Below are 22,843 nucleotides of genomic sequence, written 5' to 3' on the forward strand. Positions count from 1 at the left end.
ATTATTGTGCAAAGTCTGGCAGCACAGGCGGGGATGTCAATCGGGAACCGGGACGCAGCTATTGCTGCACTGCGCTCACCACGTATCGATGCAGGGTCGCTTCTTCTTCGTCCTCGCGGGCGGCCTCGGCACCGAGCGCACGCCCGCCATGATCCAGCGCCGCGTCTCGGCGGGGTCGATGACGTTGTCGATCTCGAACACCGAGGCGATCGAGACCGCCTTGCCGTTGGCATAGAGCTCGGCGACCTTGTTCCGATAATAGGTCTCGCGCTCCTCGGGGTCGGCGATCGCCTCCATCTCCTTGCGGAAGCCGAGGCGGACATACCCCTCCAGGCCCATGCCGCCGAATTCGCCGGTCGGCCAGGCCGCGGTGAAGAAGGAGGCGTGGAAGCCGCCGCCGATCATCGACTGCGCGCCGAGACCATAGCCCTTGCGCAGCACGATGCCGAACAGCGGTACGGTAAGGCTCGCACCTGTCACGAACATGCGCGAGACGTGGCGCACGATCGCGGTCTTCTCGGCCTCCGGGCCGACCATGAAGCCGGGCGTATCGCAGAGCGAGACGATCGGCAGATCGAAGGCGTCGCAGAGCTGAAGGAAGCGCGCGGCCTTGTCGCCGGCGTCGGCATCGATCGCGCCGCCGAGATGGCGCGGATTGTTGGCGATCAGGCCGAACGGCTTGCCCTCGATGCGGATCAGCGCGGTGATCATGCCGACGCCGTAGTCGCGGCGCAGCTCCAACACGGAATCCTTGTCGGCGACGAGATCGATGACGCTGCGGATATCGTAGACCCGCAGGCGGTTCTCCGGGATCGCGCGGCGGAGCAGGCGCTGATCGGCGGCCTGCCACTCCGTCACCGCGCCCTGGAAATAGGACAGGTATTTTTGCGCCACCCGCGTCGCCTCCTCCTCGTCCTCGACGAGGATGTCGATCACGCCGTTCGGTGACTGGAACGTAACCGGGCCGACCTCGGCCGGGTGATAGACGCCGAGACCGCCGCCTTCGATCATGGCGGGGCCGCCCATGCCGATCGAGGCATTTTTCGTCGCGATGATGACATCGCAGCAGCCGAGCATCGCGGCATTGCCGGCAAAGCAATAGCCGGAGACGACACCGATGACAGGCACAAGGCCTGAGAGCCGCGCGAACTGCACGAAGGACGGGCCGTCGAGACCGGTCATGCCGAGCCGGTCGGTGTCGCCGGGCCGGCCGCCGCCGCCTTCGGCATAAAACACCAGCGGCACGCGCCAGTCTTCCGCCAGCGTCAGCATCCGGTCGATCTTCTTGTGGTTCATGTGGCCCTGCGTGCCCGCGAGCACGGTGTAATCGTAGGCCACGACGATGCAGCGGCCGCCCTCGGCGCCGAACTTCTCGGCATTCACCGTCGCAACACCCATCACGAGGCCGTCGGCCGGTGTGCTCTTGATGAGATCGTCGAGCTTGCGGCGGCGCCGCTGCGCAGCAATCGCAAGGCTGCCATATTCCATGAACGAGCCGTCGTCGACGAGCTGCGCGACGTTCTCGCGCGCGGTGCGCTGGTTGGTGTTGCGGCGGCGCTCGACCGAGGCTGGTCGGTTCGCATCGAGCGTATTGGCCTGGCGCGCGATCAGCTCGGCGAGATCAGGGCGGATATGGTCGAGATCGACATCGGCTTCCGCCGCCGACGCATCGGCCGCGACGTCGAGCGGCTCCAGATACATGATCGGTTCGCCATGCATCAGGGTCACGCCATCGCCGGCGACGAGCTTCATGACGCGGCCGCCCTGCTCGGCCATGACCAGATGCTCCATCTTCATGGATTCGATCACGGCGAGCTGCTGGCCCGGGCGCACGATCTCGCCTTCCTTCACTTGGATGGTGACGATGGTTCCCCGCAAGGGCGCAGCAACCATCACCGCACCTTCGGGCACGATCTGCGCGACGTGCGTCTCCGCACCATGGCCGCTTCGCTCGGTGGCGGCAAAATAGAGCGGCTTTGCCGCGCCATCGGCCGCCTCGACCAGCTTTGCGATGTTGCGATCGATGAAATCGGTCGCGATGCGGTTGGTCCTGAAATCGGGATGTGCGAGCACGGCCTGGAGGAAGGCGATGTTGGTCACGACGCCGTCGATCCTGAACTCGCGCAAGGCGCGCGAGGCTTTTGCCACGACGTCGTGCCAGGCTTCGCCCGGCGTGTGCACGATGACCTTGGCCAGCAGGGAGTCGAACGCCGCGCTGGTTTTATAGCCGGCATAACCAAAACTATCGACGCGGACGCTGGGCCCCGACGGCGGCTCGAACACGGCGAGCACGCCGCCGGTCGGATGCGTCGCCCCCAGCTCGTCCAGCGTCTCCATGTTGACGCGGAGCTGCATGGCATAGCCACGCGGCTTTGGGATGGAGCCCTGTGCCAGACCAAGGGAGGTCAATGTGGTGCCCGCGGCGACCGCGAGCTGGGCGCGGACGAGGTCGAGGCCAAGCACTTCCTCCGTCACGGTGTGCTCGACCTGGAGCCGCGGATTGGCCTCGATGAAGGCAAAGCTGTCCTCGGCCGTGCCGTCGACCAGGAACTCGAAGGTGCCGAGATTGTCGTAAGACGCCGCGGTCGCGAGCTCCTTCGCAGCTTCGATGATGCGGCCGCGCAAGGCGTCGCTGAGCGACGGGCTCGGCGCCACCTCGATCAGCTTCTGGTGCCTGCGCTGGATGGTGCATTCGCGCTCCCAGAGATGGGAGATCGCGCCGTGGCGATCGCCGATGATCTGCACCTCGATGTGGCGGGCCTGGCGGATCAGGCGCTCGGCATAGACGCCGTCGAAGCCGAACGCCGCCTTGGCCTCGGATTGGCAGCGCGCATAGGCTTCCGCGAGATCGGCGGCATTCTCCACGACGCGCATGCCGCGGCCGCCGCCACCGGCCATCGCCTTGATCACGATCGCCGCGCCCTTGCCGAGGGATTCGAAGAATGCCGTGATCTCCTCCAGCGACGAGGGCCCGCCGGTGCCGGCGATGATCGGCACGCCGCAACGCTTCGCCAGTTGCCGCGCCGCGACCTTGTCGCCGAACAGTTCAAGCGCGGCCGGCTTCGGCCCGACGAAGGCGATGCCCGCATCCGCGCACGCCTTGGCGAACGCGGCATTCTCGCTGAGGAAGCCATAACCGGGATGCACCGCGTCGCAGCCGGCGCTCTTCGCCGCCTTCACCGCCGCTTCGATATCGAGATAGGCCCGTGCGCCGCGGCCGGGGATTTCGACCGCCCCGTCGGCAACACGCGCGTGCAGCGACAGCGCGTCATCGGCCGGATGGATCGCGACCGTCGCGATGCCGGCATCGGCCGCCGCGCGCGCGATGCGGATGGCGATCTCGCCACGGTTGGCGATCAGGAGTTTCTTGAACGACATGCGGCGTCTCCATGCCCGCGGGCCGAGGCGCGGGTCGGCAGGTTCGATGATCCTGCTTCTTCACTTTAACCGCAGCCGTCAAGGGCGGGAAAGCCGGTCGCGGTGACCGGTCCCGCGGGCCGGAATATCAATTGCCCGCGCGCGCCGTGACGAGGCGGATAATCCGCGTCACGGCAGATAGTATGAACGCGATGTCAGGCCGCCCGCACGCCCGCAACGAAGGTGCTGACCTCGTTCTCCAGCGATTGCAGCTTCTGCGATAGCCGGCCGCTCGATTGCAGCACGAGGCCCGCGGCCTGGCCCGTTTCTACCGTAGCGTCGGTGACGCCGGAGATGTTCTGCGAGACTGGTCGGTGCCGGAAGCCGCCTCCTGCACGCTGTGGGCGATCGCCTGCGTCGCGGCGCCCTGCTCCTCGACCGCGGCCGCGATCGACGAGGAGATCTCGTTGACCTCCATGATGGTCTTGCGGATGCTCTCGATGTTGCCGACGACCTGGTTGGTCTCGGCCTGGATCGCGGTGATCTGCGCGCCGATCTCGTCGGTCGCCTTCGCGGTCTGGCTCGCCAGCGATTTCACCTCGCTCGCGACCACGGCAAATCCCCTGCCGGCCTCACCGGCGCGCGCCGCCTCGATGGTGGCGTTGAGCGCGAGCAGGTTGGTCTGCGAGGCGATCTGGTTGATGAGGTCGATGACCTCGCCGATCTTGTGCGCGGCGGCGGCCAGCCCCTGCACGGTGTCGTTGGTGCGCTGACCGTCCGCGGCCGCTTTGTCGGCCACGTTTGCAGCCTGCGCGACGCGCTGGCTGATCTCGGTGATCGAGGACGACAGCTGGCCGGCGGCGGACGCCACCGTCTGCACATTGCTCGACGCCTGCTGGCAGGCGGTCGCGACGAAGCTTGCGCGGTCTGTCGCCTTGTTCGCGGTCTCCGACATGCCTTGCGCGGCCTGCTGCACCGCGCGCGCCTCGGTGAAGACGTCGCGGACGACGGCCTGAACGCTCGCCTCGAACCTGCCGGCGAGATCGGCCATCGTCTTGCGTTTCTCGTCGTCGGCCCTCTGCTTCGTCTCCTGCTGCTCCGCATGCATGCGGCTCACCGCCGACGCATTGTCCTTGAACACGGCAAGCGCCTTGGCGAGCCCGCCGACCTCGTCGCTGCGGCCGGTGTAGGGCACCTCGAACGCGCTGTCGCCGGCGGCGAGCCGCTCGGTCAGCGCGGTGATGTTCGCGAGCGGCCGGGTCACGCTGCGGCCGATTACGAAGGAGCAGGCCAGCACCAGGACCAGGACGGCCAGACAAATGTAGGCGAATGTCGTCGCATTCTGGCGAAAAACGGCATCGACGTCGTCGAGATAAATGCCGGTGCCGATGATCCATCCCCAGGGCGCAAAGCCCTTCACATAGGAGATTTTTCCGACCGGCTGCTCGAAGCCCGGCTTCGGCCAGAGATAGCCGTAGAAGCCGGCGCCCTGCTTGTTGACGACGTCAACGAAGCCCACGAACAGCGCGTTGCCGGCGGGGTCCTTCATGCCGGAGAGATCCTTACCGTCGAGCTCGGGCTTGATCGGGTGCATGACCATCTTGGGGGCCATGTCGTTGATCCAGAAATACTCGACCTTGTCATAACGCAGGCTCTTGATCGTTGCGATCGCGGCGGCCTGCGCCTGCTCGCGCGGCAGCTTCCCCTCGCTCTCGAGCTTCTGATAGTGCGCCAGGATGCCGTAGCCGACATCAACCATGTGCTGCGTCTTGGCCTGGCGGTCAGCAATCATCTGCGCGCGCAGGGTCGAGAGCGCGATCGGCGCCAGAGCGATCATGCCGAGGAGGCTGATGCCGACAATCAGGACCAGCTTGAAACTGATGCGGGAGAAAAACATCGGTGCTCGCAAGAATTGGAAGGGCTGATATGCCAGTTTATCCCGCACCCCTTAGCGAAGCTTTAAGCATTCGGTTCCCCAAATCCCCGCAAAATTGCGTTGGAGGCCGCCGGCGTACTGCGTGCGGCTTTGCAGGCTGACGAGGCTTGGCTGCATCCGGGATCCCGGCTCTTTAGATCTAGAAGACCTCGATATCGCTGCTGCGAGCGTTGACTTGCGGTCGGCTCTGGCGGAACGATCGGCGCAGATCATCAGCGCAAGCTGTGGCGTGAGCTGCACAGAAGGCCAGAGGCTCAATGCATCAATCGACATATGGCAAGTCCCTCGACCTTCCCGCGCTGTGCGCGGCGGAACGGCTCTTCATCTGGGGATTTCGGGCCAAGGCACGCAGCGGAAGCGCCGTTCCGACCGCGGCCGACATCCAGCAAGTGTACGACCACTTTCGCGTCGGCGACGCGGTGCCGTCGCTGGAATCCATCATCGAGATCTTCGCTTGCACGGCGCATACGGCCATCGAGGTTCATTGCCCGACCTGTCCGAAGATGTCGGACAGCGAGCACGAGATCTTGCGGGCGATCGCCGCGGCACAGCAGGAACGCATCGACGTCGCGCGCGAGCAGTTCGAGAGCTGGTTGCCGCCGGTCGGTGCCGATTGGGCTCTCGCGCCCGTGCGGGGGCTAGCAACGATCTTCCGCATGGCTGGCCTCATCCTGCCCGACCGACAAGTTCAGTCTTTCGACCATGACCGGACGATGGCGATGAAGAGCTGGCTGGTCGGAAGTCCCACGCTGCACTGACGGGATCGTTCATGCTCCACGATACGTGTGGTTCTGCGCCAGTCGAGAAAGCCGGCCAGCCGCGGCTCTGTCCGCTCCAGGCCGCGCTTGCGGCGCGTCCCTGCGTCGAGAGCTACGATGAATTTTCCCGCGTCGCGCTGTCGCTGTTCCGATTCATCGGAGCGGCCTATGCGACCGGCGCCTCCGATTGCTGGGAAGCGGCCTATCGCTTCGCCGACGAGGCGCCGGGCATCGTCGACAGTCCGCTGCTGGTGGCGCGCGCTGCTGCGCTCGTCAGGATCCTGCGCAGCGGCCGGCCGTGCGAACTGTGCTTCATGCCGCCCTCGTGCCGGCGCCTCTCGAAGGACGAGGCGGAATTGATGCGACTGCTGGCGGTCGCACGCCGCAACCAGCCGGGCGAACTCGAATCCATCGTTTGCCAGTACGTCGGGAACGAGAACGAGATCGCGACAACGCGGGCCGTCAACGCGCTTGCCTTGTGCTGACGCTTTGATGGGTTCTAGTCGCATCTCAAGCGACCTTGCGCTATCAACATCGCCATGGAGACGCAGTGCTCGATGCCCTCCATGAAACCTCCAGACGGCCCCAGGGATCACCACCGCTGGGGTCGTCGTTTTGCGGCCTGACCTAACCGCCCTTCTTGCCGAGCACGAGATCGATGGTGTGAGCCGCGATCTTACGCAGCTGCGGCTCGTCGCCGAAGGCACGTTCGAGCACGCCAAGGCCGCGCGTCACCGTGATGATGTGCAGCGCTGCGGCCGCGGGATTGCCATTGAACTCGCCGCGCTCTGTGCCCGCCGCCAACGTCTCTTGAACCAGCATGGTGATGCGCGAGATGAGGCCCGCAAAGGCCTGACGCGCGTCTTCATCCAAGCCTTCCCCTTCGGCCGCGCCGAGCTCCATCAATCCGCGCGTGGTCGGACATCCCCGCGGCGGCGAGCCCGAGCGGAAATTGGTGATGGTCAGGTCGAAGAACGCGGTGAGGCGTTTTCGCAATGAGCCGGCGCCGAGCGCCTTTTGCAGGGCGAGGAGATAATCGCCCGCATAGCGCTCATAGGCCTGGAGGAACAGCGCCTCCTTGCTGCCGAAGGCATTGTAGAGGCTGCCGCGCTGAACACCGGCATCGCGCGCGATGTCCGACAGCGACGTGCCGCGCACGCCCTTGCGCCAGAACTGGTCGAACGCGATACGCAGGACGTCGTCGTGGTCGAATTCGCGCGGCCTCAAATCCTGCTCCTCGGTACGGCAAAAATATTTGACACGATGTCAAGAACGTGTTTTCTCGACATCGTGTCAAAAACTAATTGGGATTGATAGCCCGTTCCGTCAATGGGCCCAACGGCCGGTCGCTTGCGAGCGCCCTGGCCGATCGTGCCCGCATGCCAAAAGGGACCCGCCCATGCCTCTCCTTCACATCTCGATGCGCGCCGGCAAACCGGAAGCCTATCGGCAGGCGATCCTCGATGGTTTGTACCTCGCCATGCGCGAGGCGCTGAACGTGCCCGAGGGCGACGAGTTCATGACCATCAGCGAGCATGACGCCTCGAACTTCCGCTGCGGCAATGCCTATGGCGTCAAGCGCAGCGACGACGCCGTGCTGATCCAGATCACCGTGTTCGCATCGCGCACTCCGGAGCAGAAAAAGGCGCTGTACCGCCGGATCGCGGAGCTTCTCGGCGAAAAGCCGGGCATCCGCTCCGAGGACGTGTTCGTCAACGTGCTCGATGCCCCCGCGGAGAACTGGTCCGTCGGAAACGGCATCGCGCAATTCGCGTGAAGTGAGGGGCGTGCTTCTGGCGTGATCGCTTGCTTCACCCACCCGCAACGCACGCCGCCATGATCCCGTCGAGCTCGGCCTTCGAGAGCACGCCGAGCTCGGTGATGAAGACGATCCGCGATCGCGGCACGCCTTCCGCCGGTGCATCGCCCGGCGCGAGCGTCGCGCGGCCGGCGGCGAACTGAAGCACCATCTGGCGCCCGGGTTGCTCGACGGTCTCGAACAGGCCTTTTGCGCGCGCAAGCTTTGGCGCCAGGCGGCCGATCGCCTGCTGCAGGCGCGGCAGCGACAGCGGCTGATCCGAGGTCCAGCTCAGCGTCTCGAAGCGCTCCTCGGACGGCCGTCGTGGTCCAGGGTCGCGCGGCGCGGGCGCGCGATCAACAGCCGCGGGAAACAGCAGCGCGGACGGAATCTCGCCGTGGCTGGCATCCACCACCACGGCGGGGACGCGCTGCGCGCGGATGGCTTCGCGCATGCGGGCGCCTGCGCTCTCGTCCGCCAGATCGAGCTTGCTCAGCGCCACGATATCGGCGACGCGCAATTGCGAACGATGGAGCGCATCATCCAGGGCCGCCGGTAGCGTCGCCGCATCCATCACGCAGAGCACGGTTTCCAGCGGCGCCTCGCGCAAGATCACGGGGTCCATCAGGTTGCGGACGATGTCGGCGGGATCGGCGACGCCGCTGGTCTCGATGACGATATATTCGGGCTTGGGATCGCGTCGCAACAGCGTCGAGAGCGTGCGCAGGAGATCGCCTTCGAGCGAGCAGCAGATGCAGCCATTGGCGAGGCTGACCAAGCCGTCGCTTGCGCCCGCGATCAACTCCGCGTCGATGTTGATCGCGCCGAAATCGTTGACGATTGCCGCGATACGCCGTCCCTCCGCGTTCGCCAGCAGATGGTTGACGACCGTGGTCTTGCCCGCCCCCAGAAAGCCCGTCACCAGGAGAATGGGGACCGGCATGGGATCAGCCCTCGACGACGGGGCGACGCACGGGGCGGCCGGGCCGCGCCGCCACGTCCAGCACGCCATCGCTGATCAGCGGCTGGCCGCTGACGATCAGATGCCGCACGCCGTCCGAGGGGCGGTTCATCGCCGTGAAGGTCGCGCGGTCGCTGAGCTTCTCGTAGTCGAACACGACGATGTCGGCATCGGCGTCCTTGGCAAGGCGGCCCTTGGCCCGCATCGCGGGCGTGCTTTGCGACAGGATCTCTGCGGGGATCAGCGCGCATTTGCGCACGCCTTCGAGCAGCGACACGGCCTTGCGCTCGCGCACCCATTCGCGGATGAATTTTGTGAAGCAGCCGGCCGAGCGCGGATGCGAGGTGGCGTCATCCGGCAGCGGCCAGGCGTCGCCGGTGTAGGTCTTGCCGTCCGACGTCGTCCACGGCATCGCATCGGATGCGATCGCGCCGCCGGGATACAGCACCGACATATCGAGCAGATCGCGATGATGCGCATTGTTGTCGGTATCGAGGATGTGCCAGAGCACCAGCGAGGACGGCTCTTCGGCCTGCGCCTTCAGCAGCTCCTCGCGATCGCGGAAGCGGTGACCGTCGGTCACGCGCTGCACCGAGTCGTAGCCGGTGCCGTTGCGCTCGACGAACTGGGGATCACTGAAGAAGGCCGCGGCCAGCACGGTCGAGCCGGTGCCGTAGGGATAGGCTTCGACCGTGATCGGGAGGCCCTGCGCCTGCGCCTTTTCGACCAGCACGCGGCAGCGCTCGATGTCGGTCTTGCTCGACGAGTTGAAATGGCAGATGTGCATGTGTGCGCCGGTGGCGCCGGCATAGCCGATCAGGCGGATATAGGCTTCCGCCGCACTTTCGGGATCGACGCGCGACATGTAGGCGACGTGGGTGAAGGTCGGCACGTCCTGCCTGGCCGCGAGCTGGCAGACCGCGGTCAGCTCCTGCACGCCGGCGCCCGGCGCGTAGGCGTTCAAGATGCCGATGCCGATGCCGCCCTCGTTCAAGCCGCGCGAAAGACGCTCGAGGATGCCGGCGACCTCCGCATCGCTCGCCACGTTGTCCATCCAGCGGCGATCGCGCATGGCGTTGCCGAACGCCTCCAGCGAGCTCTCCGCATTCGAGCCGGTCATCGCGCCGATGCGTGCAAAGGCCCAGTTGGTGGCGGCGCCGTAGTTCAGCACGCGTCCCTTCCGCGCCTGGCGCTCATACCAGGAGGCGACCGGCAGCACGCCGGCCTCGAGATCGAGCGTCGTCGTCACGCCGTCGAACGCCTGCATGCGGTCGGCCGGGATCGACTGGCCATGCGCGTGCAGATCGATGAAGCCCGGCGCGACCACGAGCCCCGTCGCGTCGATCACCCGCTCGGCGCCGCCGAGGCCCGTGCCGACCGCGGCGATCTTGCCATCCACCACCGCCACATCGCCAATGGCGTCCATTCCGCTCGCGGGATCCACCACCCGGCCGCCAGAGATCACCAAGCCGCTCATGTCGTCACTCCGCATGCTATTGCCAGAACCTCCGAAGGCCCGGCAGCAGCTCCGGAGGCGCGGAGCGCATAGTGCAGATTTTGGGGAGAACGACTACCGCCACTGATGCCGATGCTGCATGCGCTCGCGACCTCGCGGCATGTCTTGCCCGAAGGGCAACGGCCCAACAAGCCTCCGGTAGAACGATGGAAAAGATCGCTATAAGGTTGCCGTCGCGGCCGGTCGCGTTGCCTGCGTCGGGATCATCGGCCAAGTGTGTCGTGCAAGGGGGCGAAATGTCTGCAATGTCAAATCAGGGCCTGCGCATCGGCTGCAGGGCAGCTTTGATCATCTCCATCGTCGTCTCGGCGGCAAGCGCGTTTGCGGCCGCCCCACAAGACCTGAACGATTGTCAGGACAACAGCGATGTCCCGCGCATGATGGCAGCGTGCAGCAACCTCTCCAAGGACGCCAGATTGCCTCCCGATGCAAGATCCATGGCGCTGCTCAAGCATGGCTTCGGAAATTTTGCACTCGGCAACATGGATGCGGCTCAAGCCGACTTCACCGAGGCGGTCAGGCTCAACCCGAAGAACAACTACGCTCATCACGAGCTGGGACTGACCTTGGCCAAAAAGGGCGACACCACACGCGCAATCGCTTCGCTCACCGAGGCCATCAATCTTGATCCCTCAGGTGCCGCAAGCCGGTTCATTCGCGGGCAGATCTATATGTCCGAGGACAGGCTGGACGAGGCGATCCGGGATTTCACCGATGCCATCAGGCTTGGACCCGACAAGAATACCACCTTTGCGAAAGACCAGGAGGTGAGTCGTCCAGAAGCCGATCGCGTCGCGACTGACTACTACACGGCCCGGGGAGATGCGTACTATCGGAGAGGCGATTTCAGGGATGCAGCTTCGGACTACGACCGGGAGGCGCGGTTTTCCGATCCTGATGGCTACGGCGTGATTTGGGGATCGGTGGCGCGGATGCAGGGACGATCTGCCGATGCCGGCATCGCGCTGTCCGCTGCACTCGACAAGGGCCAGCTCAGGGATTGGCCGAGAACCGTCGGCGAATTGCTTGTCGGCCGGATCACTCCCGCCGCAGCCCTGGCTTCGGCCAGGAATTCAGATCAAACCTGCGAGGCGCACTATTACGCTGGGATCGCTCAGCTCAAGGGCAAAGATACAGTTGCGGCCCTGAAAGAATTTGCGGCTGCGCGAGACGGATGCCCGACCTCGTTTCGAGAGTATCGTGCCGCCATTGCCGACCTGAAGCGATTGCAGTCGCAGTGATCGCAGAGGCGGACAGATTCCCAGTCGCAATTCCCATGTTAACGGTCTCGATCAGGACGTCATTGTTATGAGGCGCGTGAACTGGTCTGTGAGATGGGAATCCAGGATACCGGCGGCCACGATGGGCTTGGCCACGGTCGCAGCCTTGTTCCGAGATGGATTTGCCTTCCTACACCAAATGGGGATCGGTGCCGTTCAGCCGGGGAAGGTTCTCGGACAGCAAGCGGAGATAGAGCTCTCGCGCAAAAGAAATGGCGCTCCCTAGGGAAGAGTGAAAAGCCTTGGATTTCAATGGGCTTGCCAGCTGTTCAGCGGTCAAACAGCACATTGAAACACAATGGGTATTTTCGCGATTGGCAAACCTTCGCGCGCTCAGTCGTTCCAGTCCATCATGGGCTAACTTGAGCAAGCTTCAGCAAACAAAGTCCGACGAGATCACACCCTAGATGATCATCTGACCATGGAAATGACTGGTTCGAACAAGACACGCGACTACTATATCGTGGCCGTTTCGTCCGTCTCGTTTCTTTATGTCGTTTTGCCTATCTTGCAGACGCTGTCGTTTACGTCTGCTTCTCAAGCGAGATGGTGTCATGTCGTTCCAACCCAGGCGCGCTGGCCCTTCGATCGCATCGAGACGAGACCGGCGCCCGGAGACCTTCACTCCAGGTAGTGATCGCGGCCACCGGCATTCCTGAAATCAACATGAGTGCGCAGGCCTCGCGGCAGCGACTGCTGCACGTTCAACGTTCAGGCCTCGCCTGAGCGAGACGCCGGGCGAGGGCCAGCCAGCCCGTCCTGCGGCAGCTTCAAGCAATCGTCAGACCCGATGGTGACATCATGACTCTTACTCTCGCCACTCCGGCACGCGATCGAATCATCGAACCGATGATCGCGCTTGCACATTGCACGAAACAGGACCGGATCGTCGTAGCCGGCTCCAGGGGCATCGAACTGATGTTCCAGCTGCAACGCCTCGGCTACGCTCACGCAGCCGCTACGGCAAACTGCGGCCGTCCGGCCGGCCAATACGACGTAGCGTTGGTCGATTGGCGGCAGCGCACGTTCAATGCGCTTGAGCCAGCGCTTGATTGGCTGGCGGACTTCTTGCGTCCCAACGGCGTGCTGGTCGTCTGGGTTGATCCGCAGAAGGCCGCCTCCAACCAGGCCCTTCGCCAGTCGTTGGAAAGGCGCGGCTTTGTCATCGAGGCGGGAACCGTCCATGAATGCGGCTGCGCCGTTTCAGCGCGGCGCAGAGCAATGAATCCGGTTCGCAAAGCGGCGTGACCTGTCTGATCCCACCGCTGCGACACGGGCGCCACGGCCGCCTGCGTCGTCGCAGCAACCTGTCCGGCACAGGCCGGACACAAGAGACGACCGCCGCAGCATGGGCCTCGCGCAAACCGCCAAGTGCCACCGCAGCGGCGGCCATGTACAGGAGGATGCCAAATGGCAAAAACGGAAGCCTGGCGCGCTGCCGGCGAGCGCCGCACCGTGGAAACCAAACCGCCCGTTCCGCGCGCGATCCTGGTCGGCGTCCAGCTTCCGGGCGTCGATGACGTCGCGCACGCCGCAAACATCGAAGAGCTGGGCCGCCTGGTGAATACGCTCGGTTACGAGGTCGTTGGCACGATATCGCAGAAGCGCGACGAGATCGACGGCGCGACGGTGCTCGGCAAGGGGCGGCTCGAGGAACTCGCGGCGATGAGGCGTCGTCGGATCGATGGCGGTACCGCGGAAGTCGAAGGCCCGTGAACGCTTTCAGGACGGCGACGGCAAGAAGCCGAACGCCAGGCAGCCGGAGCCTGATTCGGAGGTGCAGCCGAAGCCGGAGTTTGTGATCTTCGATCATGAAATCTCCCCAGGTCAGGCCCGCAACCTGGAGCGCGCGACCGGCGCGCAGGTGCTCGATCGGACCGGCGTGATCGTCGAGATTTTCCATCGTCACGCCCACAGTCGCGAGGCGAAGGTGCAGGTCGAGATCGCGCGGTTGAAGTACGTGTCGCCGCGCTTGCGGGAAGCGCCGGGCAGCGGACGGCAGCAGGGGCCCGGCTCGGGCGAGTCCGATCTCGAACTTGATCGCCGCAAGATCCGCGATCGCCTCGCGGAACTAAAGGAACAGCTGGATGATATCCAGCGAGACGGCGACCAGCGTCGGTCCGCGCGCCGCGATCAGCTTCGGGTCGCACTCGTCGGCTACACTAACGCGGGGAAGTCGTCGCTCATGCGGGCGCTCACGGGCAGCGAGGTGCTGGTCGCGGACAAGCTGTTCGCGACGCTCGATACGACGGTGCGCGCCCTGCAGCCCGAGATGAACCCGCGCGTGCTGGTCTCGGACACCGTCGGGTTCATCAAGAAGCTGCCGCACGATCTCGTCGCGTCATTCCGTTCCACGCTCGCCGAAGCGCTCGAAGCGTCGCTGCTGTTGTTCGTCGTCGATGCGTCCGATCCGGCGTACGAATCGCAGCTCGAGGTGAGCCGCAGCGTGCTGCGCGAGATCGGCGCGGAAACCGTCCCGTCGCGTCTGCTTTTCAACAAGATTGATCGCGTCAGCGAGGCGGACCGGGCCGCCCTCCACGCAAAGCACGCGGACGCGATCCTGCTTTCCGCAATGTCGCCCGCTGACGTGGCCTCGCTACGCGAGACGATCATCGCGTTCTTCGAAGCTGCAATGGTGGAGGACCAGTTGGTACTGCCCTACGCGAAGCAGGGGCTGCTCAGCGACGTGTATGAGCATACGTGCGTACTCTCCGAGGACTACGATGCCACTGGCCGGATCATGAGGGTACGCGGCCTGCCCGACGCGATCACGCGGCTGCGAAGAACGCTCGCCGTCCCATGAGTTCGGCCGCCGACCCGTCGGGTACAAGGACGATTCAGACGGGAATCAGCGATGCTAGAGCCCGTTCCGATGGAATCGGAACGGGGCTCTGGATTCTTGATTTTGACGCGTTTTCTTGACGCGAACCGGTGTCCACTTCGCTGGAAAACGCTTTAGGTCGGCACCGCGACGCAGGCTGTTGGCGCAACGGCTCGCCGGCTGCGCGCCACGAGCAGGAGATGGGTGGCGCGGTCCATGAACTCCGTGCGCGAGGCATACGCCTTCTCGAGCCGCTCGAGTTCATCCGCAAGCTGACCTTCGCCCGTCGGAGCGCGGGGATTCCACCGCGAATCCGGCATAAATCGACTGTGAAAGAGGTCGAGGCCCCGCACATCCTCGATGTCGAAACAGCCGATGAGATAATTTCGCAATTCAACCGCGGTAAACAAATGAAAGCTGAATGCAATCTGCCTGCCGTCGCTGAGGTCGATTTCGCAGCGGTCCCTGACGTGATCCTGTTTCAATCGGCGGACTTTCTCGATCGAGTCCACAAAGGCCGTTGGCATACTGCCGATCGGACGTACCGTGGTTATGAAATATCCCGATGTGACGCGTGCGATCTCTCTCGAGATTTCCGGCAGGCGTGCGACGGGCAGATGGCTCAGCGCGCTGTACGGGCAAAGAGTCAGATCAACCGAGGCATCCGCTTCCGGCAGCCGGTCCGCAAGGTCGGCGACGTCGAATGTGACACTTACGCCTGGAAGGCTGGAGAGATTTCGCGCAGCCCATTGTGCCCGCTGTATTTGCGCCTGTGCGATGTCGAATCCGCGCGCGGTAATGCTGCTGAATCCGAGCACGTGCGCGCGGATGACCAGTCGGCGCAGCCAGGTACCGGGTCCGCAACCCGCATCCAGGAACCTGACTGAGCTTGCGCCGGAAGCCCGTAGGTCGGTCAGTTTCTTCTCCAATACGGCCCAGACGCAGCGGTCTGCGTACGCGTGCATTCCGTCAAAGGCAAAGAGCCGCGAGGGATCCCCGTCAGCGTAAGAGACATAATCGTCACCAGCCTGGTTGTAGATATCGGCAACGTCATCAGTTGCCTCATTATCAACCGCCTGGACAGAATGCCCAACGCTATGGGGGACGGGCAAATTTGACGCCCATTTCCGCGCAGGGATTGAATCGTGGTCAAACATGTCCGGCCTGCCAGATATGAAATGGGGTTTCCACTTTTGCGGCTCATACGGCTTGAGAGCCGGCCGACGCGCAGAAGGTGTGCCGGGGGCGATATGAAATCGAGACTGATTGCAGTTGTGATTAATAAGCGCTTCATATACGGCAGATTCAACTCAGCCAGTTTGTCGCCGTTCACCGGCGAAAATTCGCCGCTTGCCGATCGAGACCACCCCTCCCGAAACATCGACCTGTCACTGACACAGCAACTCGTTCAGTTGCTGTGCAAATTGGCAAACCAACATCGCGCAAAGTGGCAAACCTGCCGAGCGGCTTGTGCAATCAATCGATTAACGCACGGGGTCGCGCTCCAGAAGCGGAGCGGCATCGTACAAGATCGCAGAGTATCGTGGATTTGGCGCTCCCTAGAGCGTTTTCCGATCACGTTGCGTCGTAACCAGCCGCGACGAGATAATTTTGACATTCCTCGGGTGAGAAGCGTTTGAGAGCGTTGGCGATTGCTTGCCAGAGATCGGGCATGGTGCGGGCTGCGGCGGTCCGCAACAGCGCTTTCAGTTTGGAGAAGGCCATTTCAATCGGGTTGAAGTCTGGACTGTAGGGCGGAAGATAGAGCAGGCTAGCTCCGACCGCCTGGATGGCCTCTCGAACGCCATGGACCTTGTGAGCGGGCAAGTTGTCCATGATAACGGTATCGCCCGGCCGCAGCGATGGGGCGAGCAATTGCTCGACGTAGGCCAGGAAAGCGTCGCCATCCATTGGACCGTCCAGAACAAGCGGCGCGATCAGACCGTCGGAGCGCAATCCAGCGGTGAACGTCGTCGTCTTCCAATGTCCGTGTGGGATAGCTGCACGACATCGCTCGCCGCGTGGCGAGCGCCCGTAACGCCGCGCCATTTTGGTGTTGGCGCTGGTTTCGTCGATGAAGACGAGACGCTCAGGGTCAAGGTCGATTTGCCCTTCGAACCACTCCTCACGTGCGGCATTTATATCGCCGCGCCGTTGCTCGGCGGCGTGCGCTGTCTTTTTTTAAGTGTGATCTTTCTGCGCTGGAAAAAACGCCAGAGCGACGCGATGCCAGTCGATATTCCATGACGTTTCAACAGTTCTCGCAACTCGGCAAGCGTGATATCCGGCCTCGCTGTCACCGCCTCCAGAATCAATTGCGAATGCGCTTCGATGCGCTGCGATTTGCGGTCACCGCCCTGGCGTTTAGGAACGATGTCGCCAACTTTCTTGAGGCGACCGCGCCAGCGGATTGCACTGGCCGCGCTGACACCAAAGCGCTCAGCAGCCTGTCGACAGGACATGCCACCGTCAATCGCGGCTACCACCCTTTGGCGAAGATCAACCGAAAGCGCCCTGGCCATACATGCTGGCCTCCCTCGCCAGCATGCAGCTTGAATCTGACTCGCGCCGTTTTGGGAATCCCCACCCGATTCTTTCCGGTCGGAAAATGCTCTAGGGGAATCGAACCCCTGTTTCAGCCTTGAGAGGGCTGAGCAGCAAGAGTGAGTTCGCAGCCGGCGTTGTGGCTAGGATCAAGAGCCGAGCCCTTGGTCCAGGCGGAGTTCGCCCCCTCCATCAAGGATTAGGTTGTTGACTCGGGCTTTTGTCAGAATTCGCGGCCTAGTTCACGAGTGGCGGCACGCTACCCGAGACAAAAAGCAAGGAGACAGCGGTTGCTGGTGCCAATTGGCAGTCAGCACGATCGCACATCAAGAAGATTGCTTGTTGAAAGATTCAAGCCGCCGAGGCCTTCAAGGATTCGACTACCAATCGCGAGGAACTTGAGACGCTACCGATTTGCTACGGTACAGGTGCGCCAGATGCTGCGATTGCACTAAATCCGCATATCACATTGATTTCAAACGGCTTTATGGTAGCGGGAGAGGGACTCGAACCCCCGACCCCAGGATTATGATTCCCGTGCTCTAACCAGCTGAGCTACCCCGCCACAGGGTCGCGAGGGCCGAATAAGGCCGATCTCGCGAACGCGCGGCATATAAGGAAGGGGGCGGCGGGCTGTCAATCCGCCTTCGCTAAAGCTTTGGCGGGACAAGGCCGTTTGTGCCGAATTTGGCACCAGAATCCGCAATTTTTCGGCACCGGACTCGTGGAGAGTCCCGCTCACCCGGATCGCATCTTCGATGCGCTCCGGCCTCTCCCCGCAAGCGGGGAGAGGCGAAGGAAGAATCAGCCTATTTCGGCCTGACCGTCGGGTCGCCGCCGGGGCTGCCGGGGGGCGGGATGACCGGCATGGCACCGTCCGTAGAGGGGGCCGGAGCGTGCATGTCGGGGTCGATGCCGGAGGGCGGGCAGAGCACGCCGTCGGATTTGGCCAGTTTGTCGCCGAGCGGTTCCCGGGACTGGCCGGTGGTGGTGCCGTCGGGCGTGGTGGCGCGGTTCGGGCGGTCCTGCGGCATGCAATTGGCGGCGTGCTGGGCCGATGGCGGCGCGGTCGCTTGCGGCGGCGTTGCAGGTCGCGGCGGGGCCTGCGCGATCGCGGCGCCTGAGGCGGCGATCAGGAGGCTGGCCAGAATGATGTTTGATGTCGTGCGCATGGGAGGGAAACGTCTCCGGCCATGCGGAGGTTCCGGCCGACGCACGGCGAATTGAAGCGCGGGAAATTGGCTGGCGGTTTCCTCGCGGCCGATCCTTCGAGACGCCTTGCGCGGCAACAGTGCTGGCCGACGGCGCGATCCCGGCAAATCGCTCTCACGATTTGACGTAGCGGATCAGCGAGAAGTGCCCCATCGGCGGCATCGGACGGCGCTCGGCGAGCGTGACGCCGCGGTGCCTGGCGGCCCAGTTGACGAGGCGGTCCCACGGGAATTCCGGGCGCCAGCCGAGGCGGCGGGCGATGGGCGCGAAGGCGAGCTCGAACAGCTTGCGCGGGCCGCGCTCGGCGCCGATGTGGTTGACCAGGATCAGCTCGCCGCCGGGCTTGAGCACGCGTACGAACTCGTCGAGCGTACCTTCGGGATCGGGCACGGCGGTGATGACATATTGCGCGACCACCGCATCGAAAAAGTTTTCGGGGAAGGCGAGATTCTTCGCGTCCATCACCGAGAGCACTTCGACATTGCTAAGCCGCAGCGCGCGCACGCGCGCCTGCGCCTTGCGCAGCATCGGCTCGGAGATGTCGACGCCGCAAATCTTCGTGGTGCGCGAATAATCGGAGAGTGAAAGCCCGGTGCCGACGCCGACGTCGAGGATGCGGCCGCCGATGCGGTCGGCCTCCGCGATGGTCGACTGCCGTCCGGCGTCAAAGACCTTGCCGAACACGAGATCGTAGACCGGCGCCCAGCGGCCATAGGCCTTCTCGACCCCGGCCCGCGAGATGTCTGCTGCCATGCCCCCTGCCCCGGAAATTTTCTAGCCGCGTACCGCTTCCACCAGCGGCCTCGCAGTGCTCGTTGCGACTTTCGCGGCGGCGCTCTGGATGAAGCCGCCACCGAGCACGCGTGCCTGCCCCGAGGGCGCGTCGTAGAACACGCAGGCCTGGCCGGGCGAGACGCCCTCCTCGCCGGCGACGAGCTCGACTTCGTAATGGCCGTTGCCGCCGCGCAGCCAGGCCGGCTGCGGGCTGCGGGTCGAGCGGACGCGCACGAACATCTCGAGGCCGGCGCCGATGGCGCGGTCGATGTCGCCGTCGCCGATCCAGTTGACGTCGCGCAGCACGATGCGGTGCATCTTCAGCGCATCGCGCGGGCCGACGACGACGCGGCGGCCCGGAGCATCCAGCCGCACCACGAACAGCGGTGCGTGAGCGGCAATGCCGAGGCCGCGGCGCTGGCCGACGGTGAAATTGGCGATGCCGTTGTGCCGGCCGAGCACGCGGCCGTCGAGATCGACGATGTCGCCGGGGTCCATCGCGTTCGGACGCAGGCGAGTGATGATGTCGGTATAGCGGCCGGTCGGCACGAAGCAGATGTCCTGGCTGTCGTGCTTGTCGGCGACCGCGAGACCGAAGCGGCGCGCGAGCTCGCGCGTTTCGGGCTTGGTCATGTCGCCGAGCGGGAAGCGCAGGAAGTCGAGCTGCTCCTGCGTGGTCGCGAACAGGAAGTAGCTCTGGTCGCGGTCGCTGTCGGCGGCGCAGACCAGCGCGCGCGAGCCGTCGTTGCGGCGGCGCGAGGCGACGTAGTGGCCGGTGGCGAGCGCCTGGGCGCCGAGCTCGCGCGCGGTCTTCAGGAGGTCGCGGAACTTGACCGAGCGATTGCACTCGATGCACGGCACCGGCGTCTCGCCGAGCGCGTAAGAGTCGGCGAAATTGTCGATGACGGATTCGCGAAAGCGATCCTCGTAGTCGAGCACATAATGGGGAATGCCGAGCTTGGCGGCGACGTCGCGGGCGTCGTGGATGTCCTGGCCGGCGCAGCAGGCGCCCTTGCGATGGGTCGCCGCGCCATGATCGTAAAGCTGCAGCGTGATGCCGACGACGTCATAGCCCTCGGCCTTGAGCAGCGCAGCCGTCGTCGAGGAATCGACGCCGCCCGACATGGCAACGACGACCCTGGTGTCCTCAGGACGGCCTTCGAGATCCAGACTGTTCAGCATGGGCCTTAAAGCGTTGTGACGGCGGCGTTCGCGATCCGCGATGACTTGGACATTTCGGCTTCCGGCGGGACATCGACGCTCCCCGGGAACTTTGGTTCCCCTGGGGGCACGACTGCCCGGTCGAAAGCGGCTGAGAGCAGCTCTTTAATATAGGCGCCATTCCGGTGAAGCAATCACGCGGGCGGCCGCTTAGGGCAATTCTTGCCGGGGAGGCAGAAATGGCGGGGCTTTGGCGCCCCTCGCGGCGGGGGCATGAATCAATCAAATAATTGATTTTGCTTGGTAAAATAATTCGTCAGGGAGCTGGCCCGCTCCTTGCTACCTCTATGCCGAAGATGTTTCCAAGAGGTTTTCCGTGGTCGGTCGGGCGTCAGACGTAGCAGCCAGCGTGCAAGTCCAGAGCGCGCAGCAAAAGCCTGCCCGGTCGCAGAGCTCCAAGGACACGTCCAGCAACGACTCCTTCGGCTCGCTGGTCGACAGCAACACCCAGGCGATCAGCAACAACGCGCCGTCGCAGGACACCGCGCCGCGGCGGACCGAGTCGTCGTCATCCGCCCCGGACAAGGGCCCGCGCGATACCGCCGCGACCGACCAGCCCTCGCAAAGCAATGCGAACGACGACACCGACACATCGGCCCCCACCGCGAACGACGCCACGGCCGATGCGGCCAAGCCGACCAAGGACAAGTCCGAGGCCTCCGACGCCAAATCGTCGGATAAAGCCGACGGCACCAAGGGCGACAAGACCGACGGCACCGTTGCCGCCACCGCCGATGCCGCCGTGCAGCCCGACGCGGCGCAGGTCGCCGTGCCCGATCCGAACGCCATCCTGGTGGCCCCGCCCGTGGTGCCGGTCGATCCGAACGCGGCCGCGAGCCAGGCCAGCGATGCCGCCGCCTCGCCGCTGACGATTGCGGCTGCCGGCATCGCCGCCAGCGCCTCGACCGCAGCGCAGATCGCGGGCGGCAAGACCGATGCCGCCACGGCGAGCGACAAGGGCGCCAAGACCGCGGGTGCCAAGGTCGATGCCGACACCACGACAACGCTGGGCCATGCCGCCACCGGCGCGACCGACGGCACCGCGACCGATGCCAAGACCAATGGCGGCCTGGTCGCCGCCGTCGACCAGGGCACGCCGAAGCCTTCGTTCAAGGCCGTCGCGACCGCGCAACGCGAGAGCGACGTCTCCAATATCGGCCAGGACGCGGGCAAGGCGAACGCCACGCAAACCGCGGCGACCGCCAACGCCGCGCATGCGCAAGCCGCCAAGCCGCAGGCCGATTCCGCTGCGACTGATGCGAAGGCCGATGCGAAAGCCGGCGCCACTGACGCAACCCCCACTGCCGCGAACACGCACGCGCATGCGGGCACGCAGGCCGCCGTGCCCACGACCGACACCAGCGCGCAGGCGGCTTCCGCCATACAGGCGCCGGTGACCAATACGACCTCGGCCGCGACAGCTTCGACCGCAACGCTGACCGCGACGGCGGCCAACACGAATGCCGTGCCGATCAGCGGCGTGCCGGTCGAGATCGCCGCTGCCGCGCGCGCCGGCAAGACGCGGTTCGACATCAGCCTCGATCCGATCGACCTCGGCCGCATCGACGTCCGCATCAACGTCGACCGCAACGGCCAGGTCACCTCGCATCTCACCGTCGAGAAGCCGGAGACGTTGCAGATGCTGCGGCAGGACGCGCCGCAATTGCAGCGCGCGCTCGACGATGCCGGCCTCAAGACCGGCAGCAACGGGCTGTCCTTCAGCCTGCGCGACCAGAATTCATCGGGCCAGAATTCCGGCCAGAACAACGACAATGGCGGCAATGCCCGCCGGCTGATCGTCAGCGAAGACGACACCGTTGCTGCGGCGCCCGTCGGGCGCGGCTACGGCCGCATGCTCGGATCGAGCAGCGGCGTCGACATCAGAGTGTGAGGAGTATTCGAACATGACCACCACGAATGCCGCCACCGCCCCGACGCCCGTCTCCGGGACCACCGACGTCCCGAAGTCGTCCTCGTCGAACTCGCTGAGCTCGAGCACGGGATCGACGCTGGCCGGCAACTTCCAGACCTTCCTGACGCTGCTGACGACGCAGCTGCAGAACCAGAACCCGCTCGATCCGCTCGACACCAACCAGTTTACCCAGCAGCTGGTGCAGTTCGCCGGCGTCGAGCAGCAGCTCAAGACCAACGATTCACTGTCCCAGCTCGTCACCCTGCAGCAGACTACGCAGGCGACCCAGGCACTGGGCTTCGTCGGCAAGACCGCGCTGGTCGACGGCTCGACCGCGACCATGACGAACTCGTCGGCGACATGGCATCTCAACGTGCCGACCGACTCCACCGTCGACATCACCGTTGCCAATTCCACCGGCCAGACGGTGTTCACCGGTAAATATACCGCCGCTGCCGGCACCAACATTCCCTTCACCTGGAGCGGAATGGGCAATGACGGCACGCAATGGCCGGACGGCAAGTACACGATCACGGCGACGGGTAAGGACGTGGCGAACAACAATGTCGGCATCGCCGCGCAGGTGCAGGGCGTGGTGTCGTCCGTCGACCTGACCCAGTCGCCGCCGCTGCTCACCATCGACGGCGCCAGCTACACCCTGAGCCAGGTGAAGAGCATCATCGCCACCAGCAGCAACTAAAGGCGCGCGCCTCGCCGCACACGAGATGTGATCCCCGCGAACTCAGGGGATCC

Annotated in this window: 18 protein-coding genes, 1 tRNA gene and 1 pseudogene; 9 read left to right on the forward strand and 11 right to left on the reverse strand. The window is 64.6% G+C overall.

The window, feature by feature from the left end; all coding sequences use genetic code 11:
- Positions 1-75: 75 nt before the first annotated feature.
- Entirely contained in the window at positions 76-3,378 is a 3,303-nt protein-coding gene (locus HAP41_RS39455) for an acetyl-CoA carboxylase family protein (RefSeq protein ID WP_166081187.1), read from the reverse strand.
- Between the two features lie 194 nt (positions 3,379-3,572).
- Positions 3,573-5,254, reverse strand: a pseudogene (locus HAP41_RS39460) (methyl-accepting chemotaxis protein).
- Positions 5,255-5,550: 296 nt separating this feature from the next.
- Here HAP41_RS39460 and HAP41_RS39465 point away from each other — a divergent pair.
- Complete coding sequence (locus HAP41_RS39465) at positions 5,551-6,051, forward strand: hypothetical protein (protein ID WP_166081140.1); 501 nt, start codon at positions 5,551-5,553, stop codon at positions 6,049-6,051.
- Between the two features lie 11 nt (positions 6,052-6,062).
- Entirely contained in the window at positions 6,063-6,536 is a 474-nt protein-coding gene (locus tag HAP41_RS39470) for a hypothetical protein (RefSeq protein WP_166081110.1), read from the forward strand.
- Positions 6,537-6,678: 142 nt separating this feature from the next.
- On the opposite strand, the gene HAP41_RS39475 is transcribed toward HAP41_RS39470, so the two are convergent.
- Positions 6,679-7,278: a TetR/AcrR family transcriptional regulator gene (locus HAP41_RS39475; protein WP_166081108.1), complete on the reverse strand. Its 600-nt coding sequence runs from the start codon at positions 7,276-7,278 to the stop codon at positions 6,679-6,681.
- Between the two features lie 172 nt (positions 7,279-7,450).
- On the opposite strand from HAP41_RS39475, the gene HAP41_RS39480 reads away from it, so the two are divergent.
- Positions 7,451-7,828: a tautomerase family protein gene (locus HAP41_RS39480; protein WP_166081097.1), complete on the forward strand. Its 378-nt coding sequence runs from the start codon at positions 7,451-7,453 to the stop codon at positions 7,826-7,828.
- 34 nt (positions 7,829-7,862) lie between these two features.
- Here the strand turns inward: HAP41_RS39480 and HAP41_RS39485 are convergent, their stop codons facing one another.
- Together HAP41_RS39485 and HAP41_RS39490 are read right to left on the reverse strand one after the other, a co-directional pair.
- Positions 7,863-8,792, reverse strand: a complete 930-nt coding sequence (locus HAP41_RS39485; RefSeq protein WP_166081081.1) for a CobW family GTP-binding protein — start codon at positions 8,790-8,792, stop codon at positions 7,863-7,865.
- Between the two features lie 4 nt (positions 8,793-8,796).
- Positions 8,797-10,287 carry an amidohydrolase family protein gene (locus tag HAP41_RS39490; protein ID WP_248577148.1) on the reverse strand — a complete coding sequence of 497 codons (1,491 nt, stop codon included), beginning with the start codon at positions 10,285-10,287 and terminating at the stop codon, positions 8,797-8,799.
- Between the two features lie 185 nt (positions 10,288-10,472).
- On the opposite strand from HAP41_RS39490, the gene HAP41_RS39495 reads away from it, so the two are divergent.
- The 4 genes from HAP41_RS39495 to hflX all read left to right on the forward strand — a co-directional run bounded on the left by HAP41_RS39495 (position 10,473) and on the right by hflX (position 14,409).
- Positions 10,473-11,567 (forward strand): tetratricopeptide repeat protein, encoded by a 1,095-nt coding sequence (locus tag HAP41_RS39495; RefSeq protein WP_166081060.1) that lies wholly within the window; start codon positions 10,473-10,475, stop codon positions 11,565-11,567.
- An 888-nt stretch (positions 11,568-12,455) separates the two neighbouring features.
- Positions 12,456-12,854, forward strand: a complete 399-nt coding sequence (locus tag HAP41_RS39500) for a hypothetical protein (RefSeq protein ID WP_166081046.1) — start codon at positions 12,456-12,458, stop codon at positions 12,852-12,854.
- 162 nt (positions 12,855-13,016) lie between these two features.
- Complete coding sequence (locus HAP41_RS39505) at positions 13,017-13,322, forward strand: HflX-like GTP-binding protein (protein ID WP_224580617.1); 306 nt, start codon at positions 13,017-13,019, stop codon at positions 13,320-13,322.
- Entirely contained in the window at positions 13,291-14,409 is a 1,119-nt protein-coding gene (hflX, locus tag HAP41_RS39510) for a GTPase HflX (protein ID WP_224580616.1), read from the forward strand. Before HAP41_RS39505 ends, hflX begins: the two co-directional genes overlap by 32 nt.
- A 152-nt stretch (positions 14,410-14,561) precedes the next feature.
- Here the strand turns inward: hflX and HAP41_RS39515 are convergent, their stop codons facing one another.
- From HAP41_RS39515 to mnmA, 6 genes are all read right to left on the reverse strand, one after another.
- The gene (locus HAP41_RS39515; RefSeq protein WP_166081019.1) at positions 14,562-15,584 is read right to left on the reverse strand and encodes a class I SAM-dependent methyltransferase; all 1,023 of its coding nucleotides are present in this window, start codon (positions 15,582-15,584) and stop codon (positions 14,562-14,564) included.
- 418 nt (positions 15,585-16,002) lie between these two features.
- Positions 16,003-16,949 (reverse strand): IS630 family transposase gene (locus HAP41_RS39520; protein WP_166081003.1). Its coding sequence is split into 2 segments (ribosomal slippage): positions 16,003-16,610 and positions 16,610-16,949, totalling 948 coding nucleotides; the frame shifts between segments, so codons are not numbered across the junction.
- Between the two features lie 510 nt (positions 16,950-17,459).
- Positions 17,460-17,536, reverse strand: a tRNA-Met gene (locus HAP41_RS39525).
- 244 nt (positions 17,537-17,780) lie between these two features.
- A complete protein-coding gene (locus HAP41_RS39530) occupies positions 17,781-18,143 on the reverse strand; it encodes a hypothetical protein (protein ID WP_166081002.1) in 363 nt (120 codons plus the stop codon).
- Positions 18,144-18,297: 154 nt separating this feature from the next.
- Positions 18,298-18,936, reverse strand: coding sequence for a class I SAM-dependent methyltransferase (locus tag HAP41_RS39535; RefSeq protein WP_166080997.1), 639 nt, complete (start codon positions 18,934-18,936; stop codon positions 18,298-18,300).
- Positions 18,937-18,957: 21 nt separating this feature from the next.
- Positions 18,958-20,139 (reverse strand): tRNA 2-thiouridine(34) synthase MnmA, encoded by a 1,182-nt coding sequence (gene mnmA / locus HAP41_RS39540; RefSeq protein ID WP_166080957.1) that lies wholly within the window; start codon positions 20,137-20,139, stop codon positions 18,958-18,960.
- A gap of 355 nt (positions 20,140-20,494) precedes the next feature.
- Between mnmA and HAP41_RS39545 the strand changes: the two genes are divergently transcribed.
- Both HAP41_RS39545 and HAP41_RS39550 read left to right on the forward strand, forming a co-directional pair.
- Positions 20,495-22,069 carry a flagellar hook-length control protein FliK gene (locus HAP41_RS39545; RefSeq protein WP_166080924.1) on the forward strand — a complete coding sequence of 525 codons (1,575 nt, stop codon included), beginning with the start codon at positions 20,495-20,497 and terminating at the stop codon, positions 22,067-22,069.
- Between the two features lie 13 nt (positions 22,070-22,082).
- A complete protein-coding gene (locus HAP41_RS39550; RefSeq protein WP_166080908.1) occupies positions 22,083-22,790 on the forward strand; it encodes a flagellar hook assembly protein FlgD in 708 nt (235 codons plus the stop codon).
- Positions 22,791-22,843 lie beyond the last annotated feature (53 nt).

This window comes from Bradyrhizobium barranii subsp. apii (genome assembly GCF_011516635.5).
Classification (GTDB): Bacteria; Pseudomonadota; Alphaproteobacteria; order Rhizobiales; family Xanthobacteraceae; genus Bradyrhizobium; species Bradyrhizobium barranii.

Excerpts from the sequence above, each read along its gene's own strand:
- HAP41_RS39455 (WP_166081187.1), bottom strand. The coding sequence starts at position 3,378 with ATGTCGTTCAAGAAACTCCTGATCGCCAACCGTGGCGAGATCGCCATC.
- HAP41_RS39465 (WP_166081140.1), top strand. The coding sequence starts at position 5,551 with ATGCATCAATCGACATATGGCAAGTCCCTCGACCTTCCCGCGCTGTGC.
- HAP41_RS39470 (WP_166081110.1), top strand. The coding sequence starts at position 6,063 with ATGCTCCACGATACGTGTGGTTCTGCGCCAGTCGAGAAAGCCGGCCAG.
- HAP41_RS39480 (WP_166081097.1), top strand. The coding sequence starts at position 7,451 with ATGCCTCTCCTTCACATCTCGATGCGCGCCGGCAAACCGGAAGCCTAT.
- HAP41_RS39485 (WP_166081081.1), bottom strand. The coding sequence starts at position 8,792 with ATGCCGGTCCCCATTCTCCTGGTGACGGGCTTTCTGGGGGCGGGCAAG.
- HAP41_RS39490 (WP_248577148.1), bottom strand. The coding sequence starts at position 10,287 with ATGAGCGGCTTGGTGATCTCTGGCGGCCGGGTGGTGGATCCCGCGAGC.
- HAP41_RS39495 (WP_166081060.1), top strand. The coding sequence starts at position 10,473 with ATGGAAAAGATCGCTATAAGGTTGCCGTCGCGGCCGGTCGCGTTGCCT.
- HAP41_RS39500 (WP_166081046.1), top strand. The coding sequence starts at position 12,456 with ATGATCGCGCTTGCACATTGCACGAAACAGGACCGGATCGTCGTAGCC.
- HAP41_RS39505 (WP_224580617.1), top strand. The coding sequence starts at position 13,017 with ATGGCAAAAACGGAAGCCTGGCGCGCTGCCGGCGAGCGCCGCACCGTG.
- hflX (WP_224580616.1), top strand. The coding sequence starts at position 13,291 with ATGGCGGTACCGCGGAAGTCGAAGGCCCGTGAACGCTTTCAGGACGGC.
- HAP41_RS39515 (WP_166081019.1), bottom strand. The coding sequence starts at position 15,584 with ATGTTTGACCACGATTCAATCCCTGCGCGGAAATGGGCGTCAAATTTG.
- HAP41_RS39530 (WP_166081002.1), bottom strand. The coding sequence starts at position 18,143 with ATGCGCACGACATCAAACATCATTCTGGCCAGCCTCCTGATCGCCGCC.
- HAP41_RS39535 (WP_166080997.1), bottom strand. The coding sequence starts at position 18,936 with ATGGCAGCAGACATCTCGCGGGCCGGGGTCGAGAAGGCCTATGGCCGC.
- mnmA (WP_166080957.1), bottom strand. The coding sequence starts at position 20,139 with ATGCTGAACAGTCTGGATCTCGAAGGCCGTCCTGAGGACACCAGGGTC.
- HAP41_RS39550 (WP_166080908.1), top strand. The coding sequence starts at position 22,083 with ATGACCACCACGAATGCCGCCACCGCCCCGACGCCCGTCTCCGGGACC.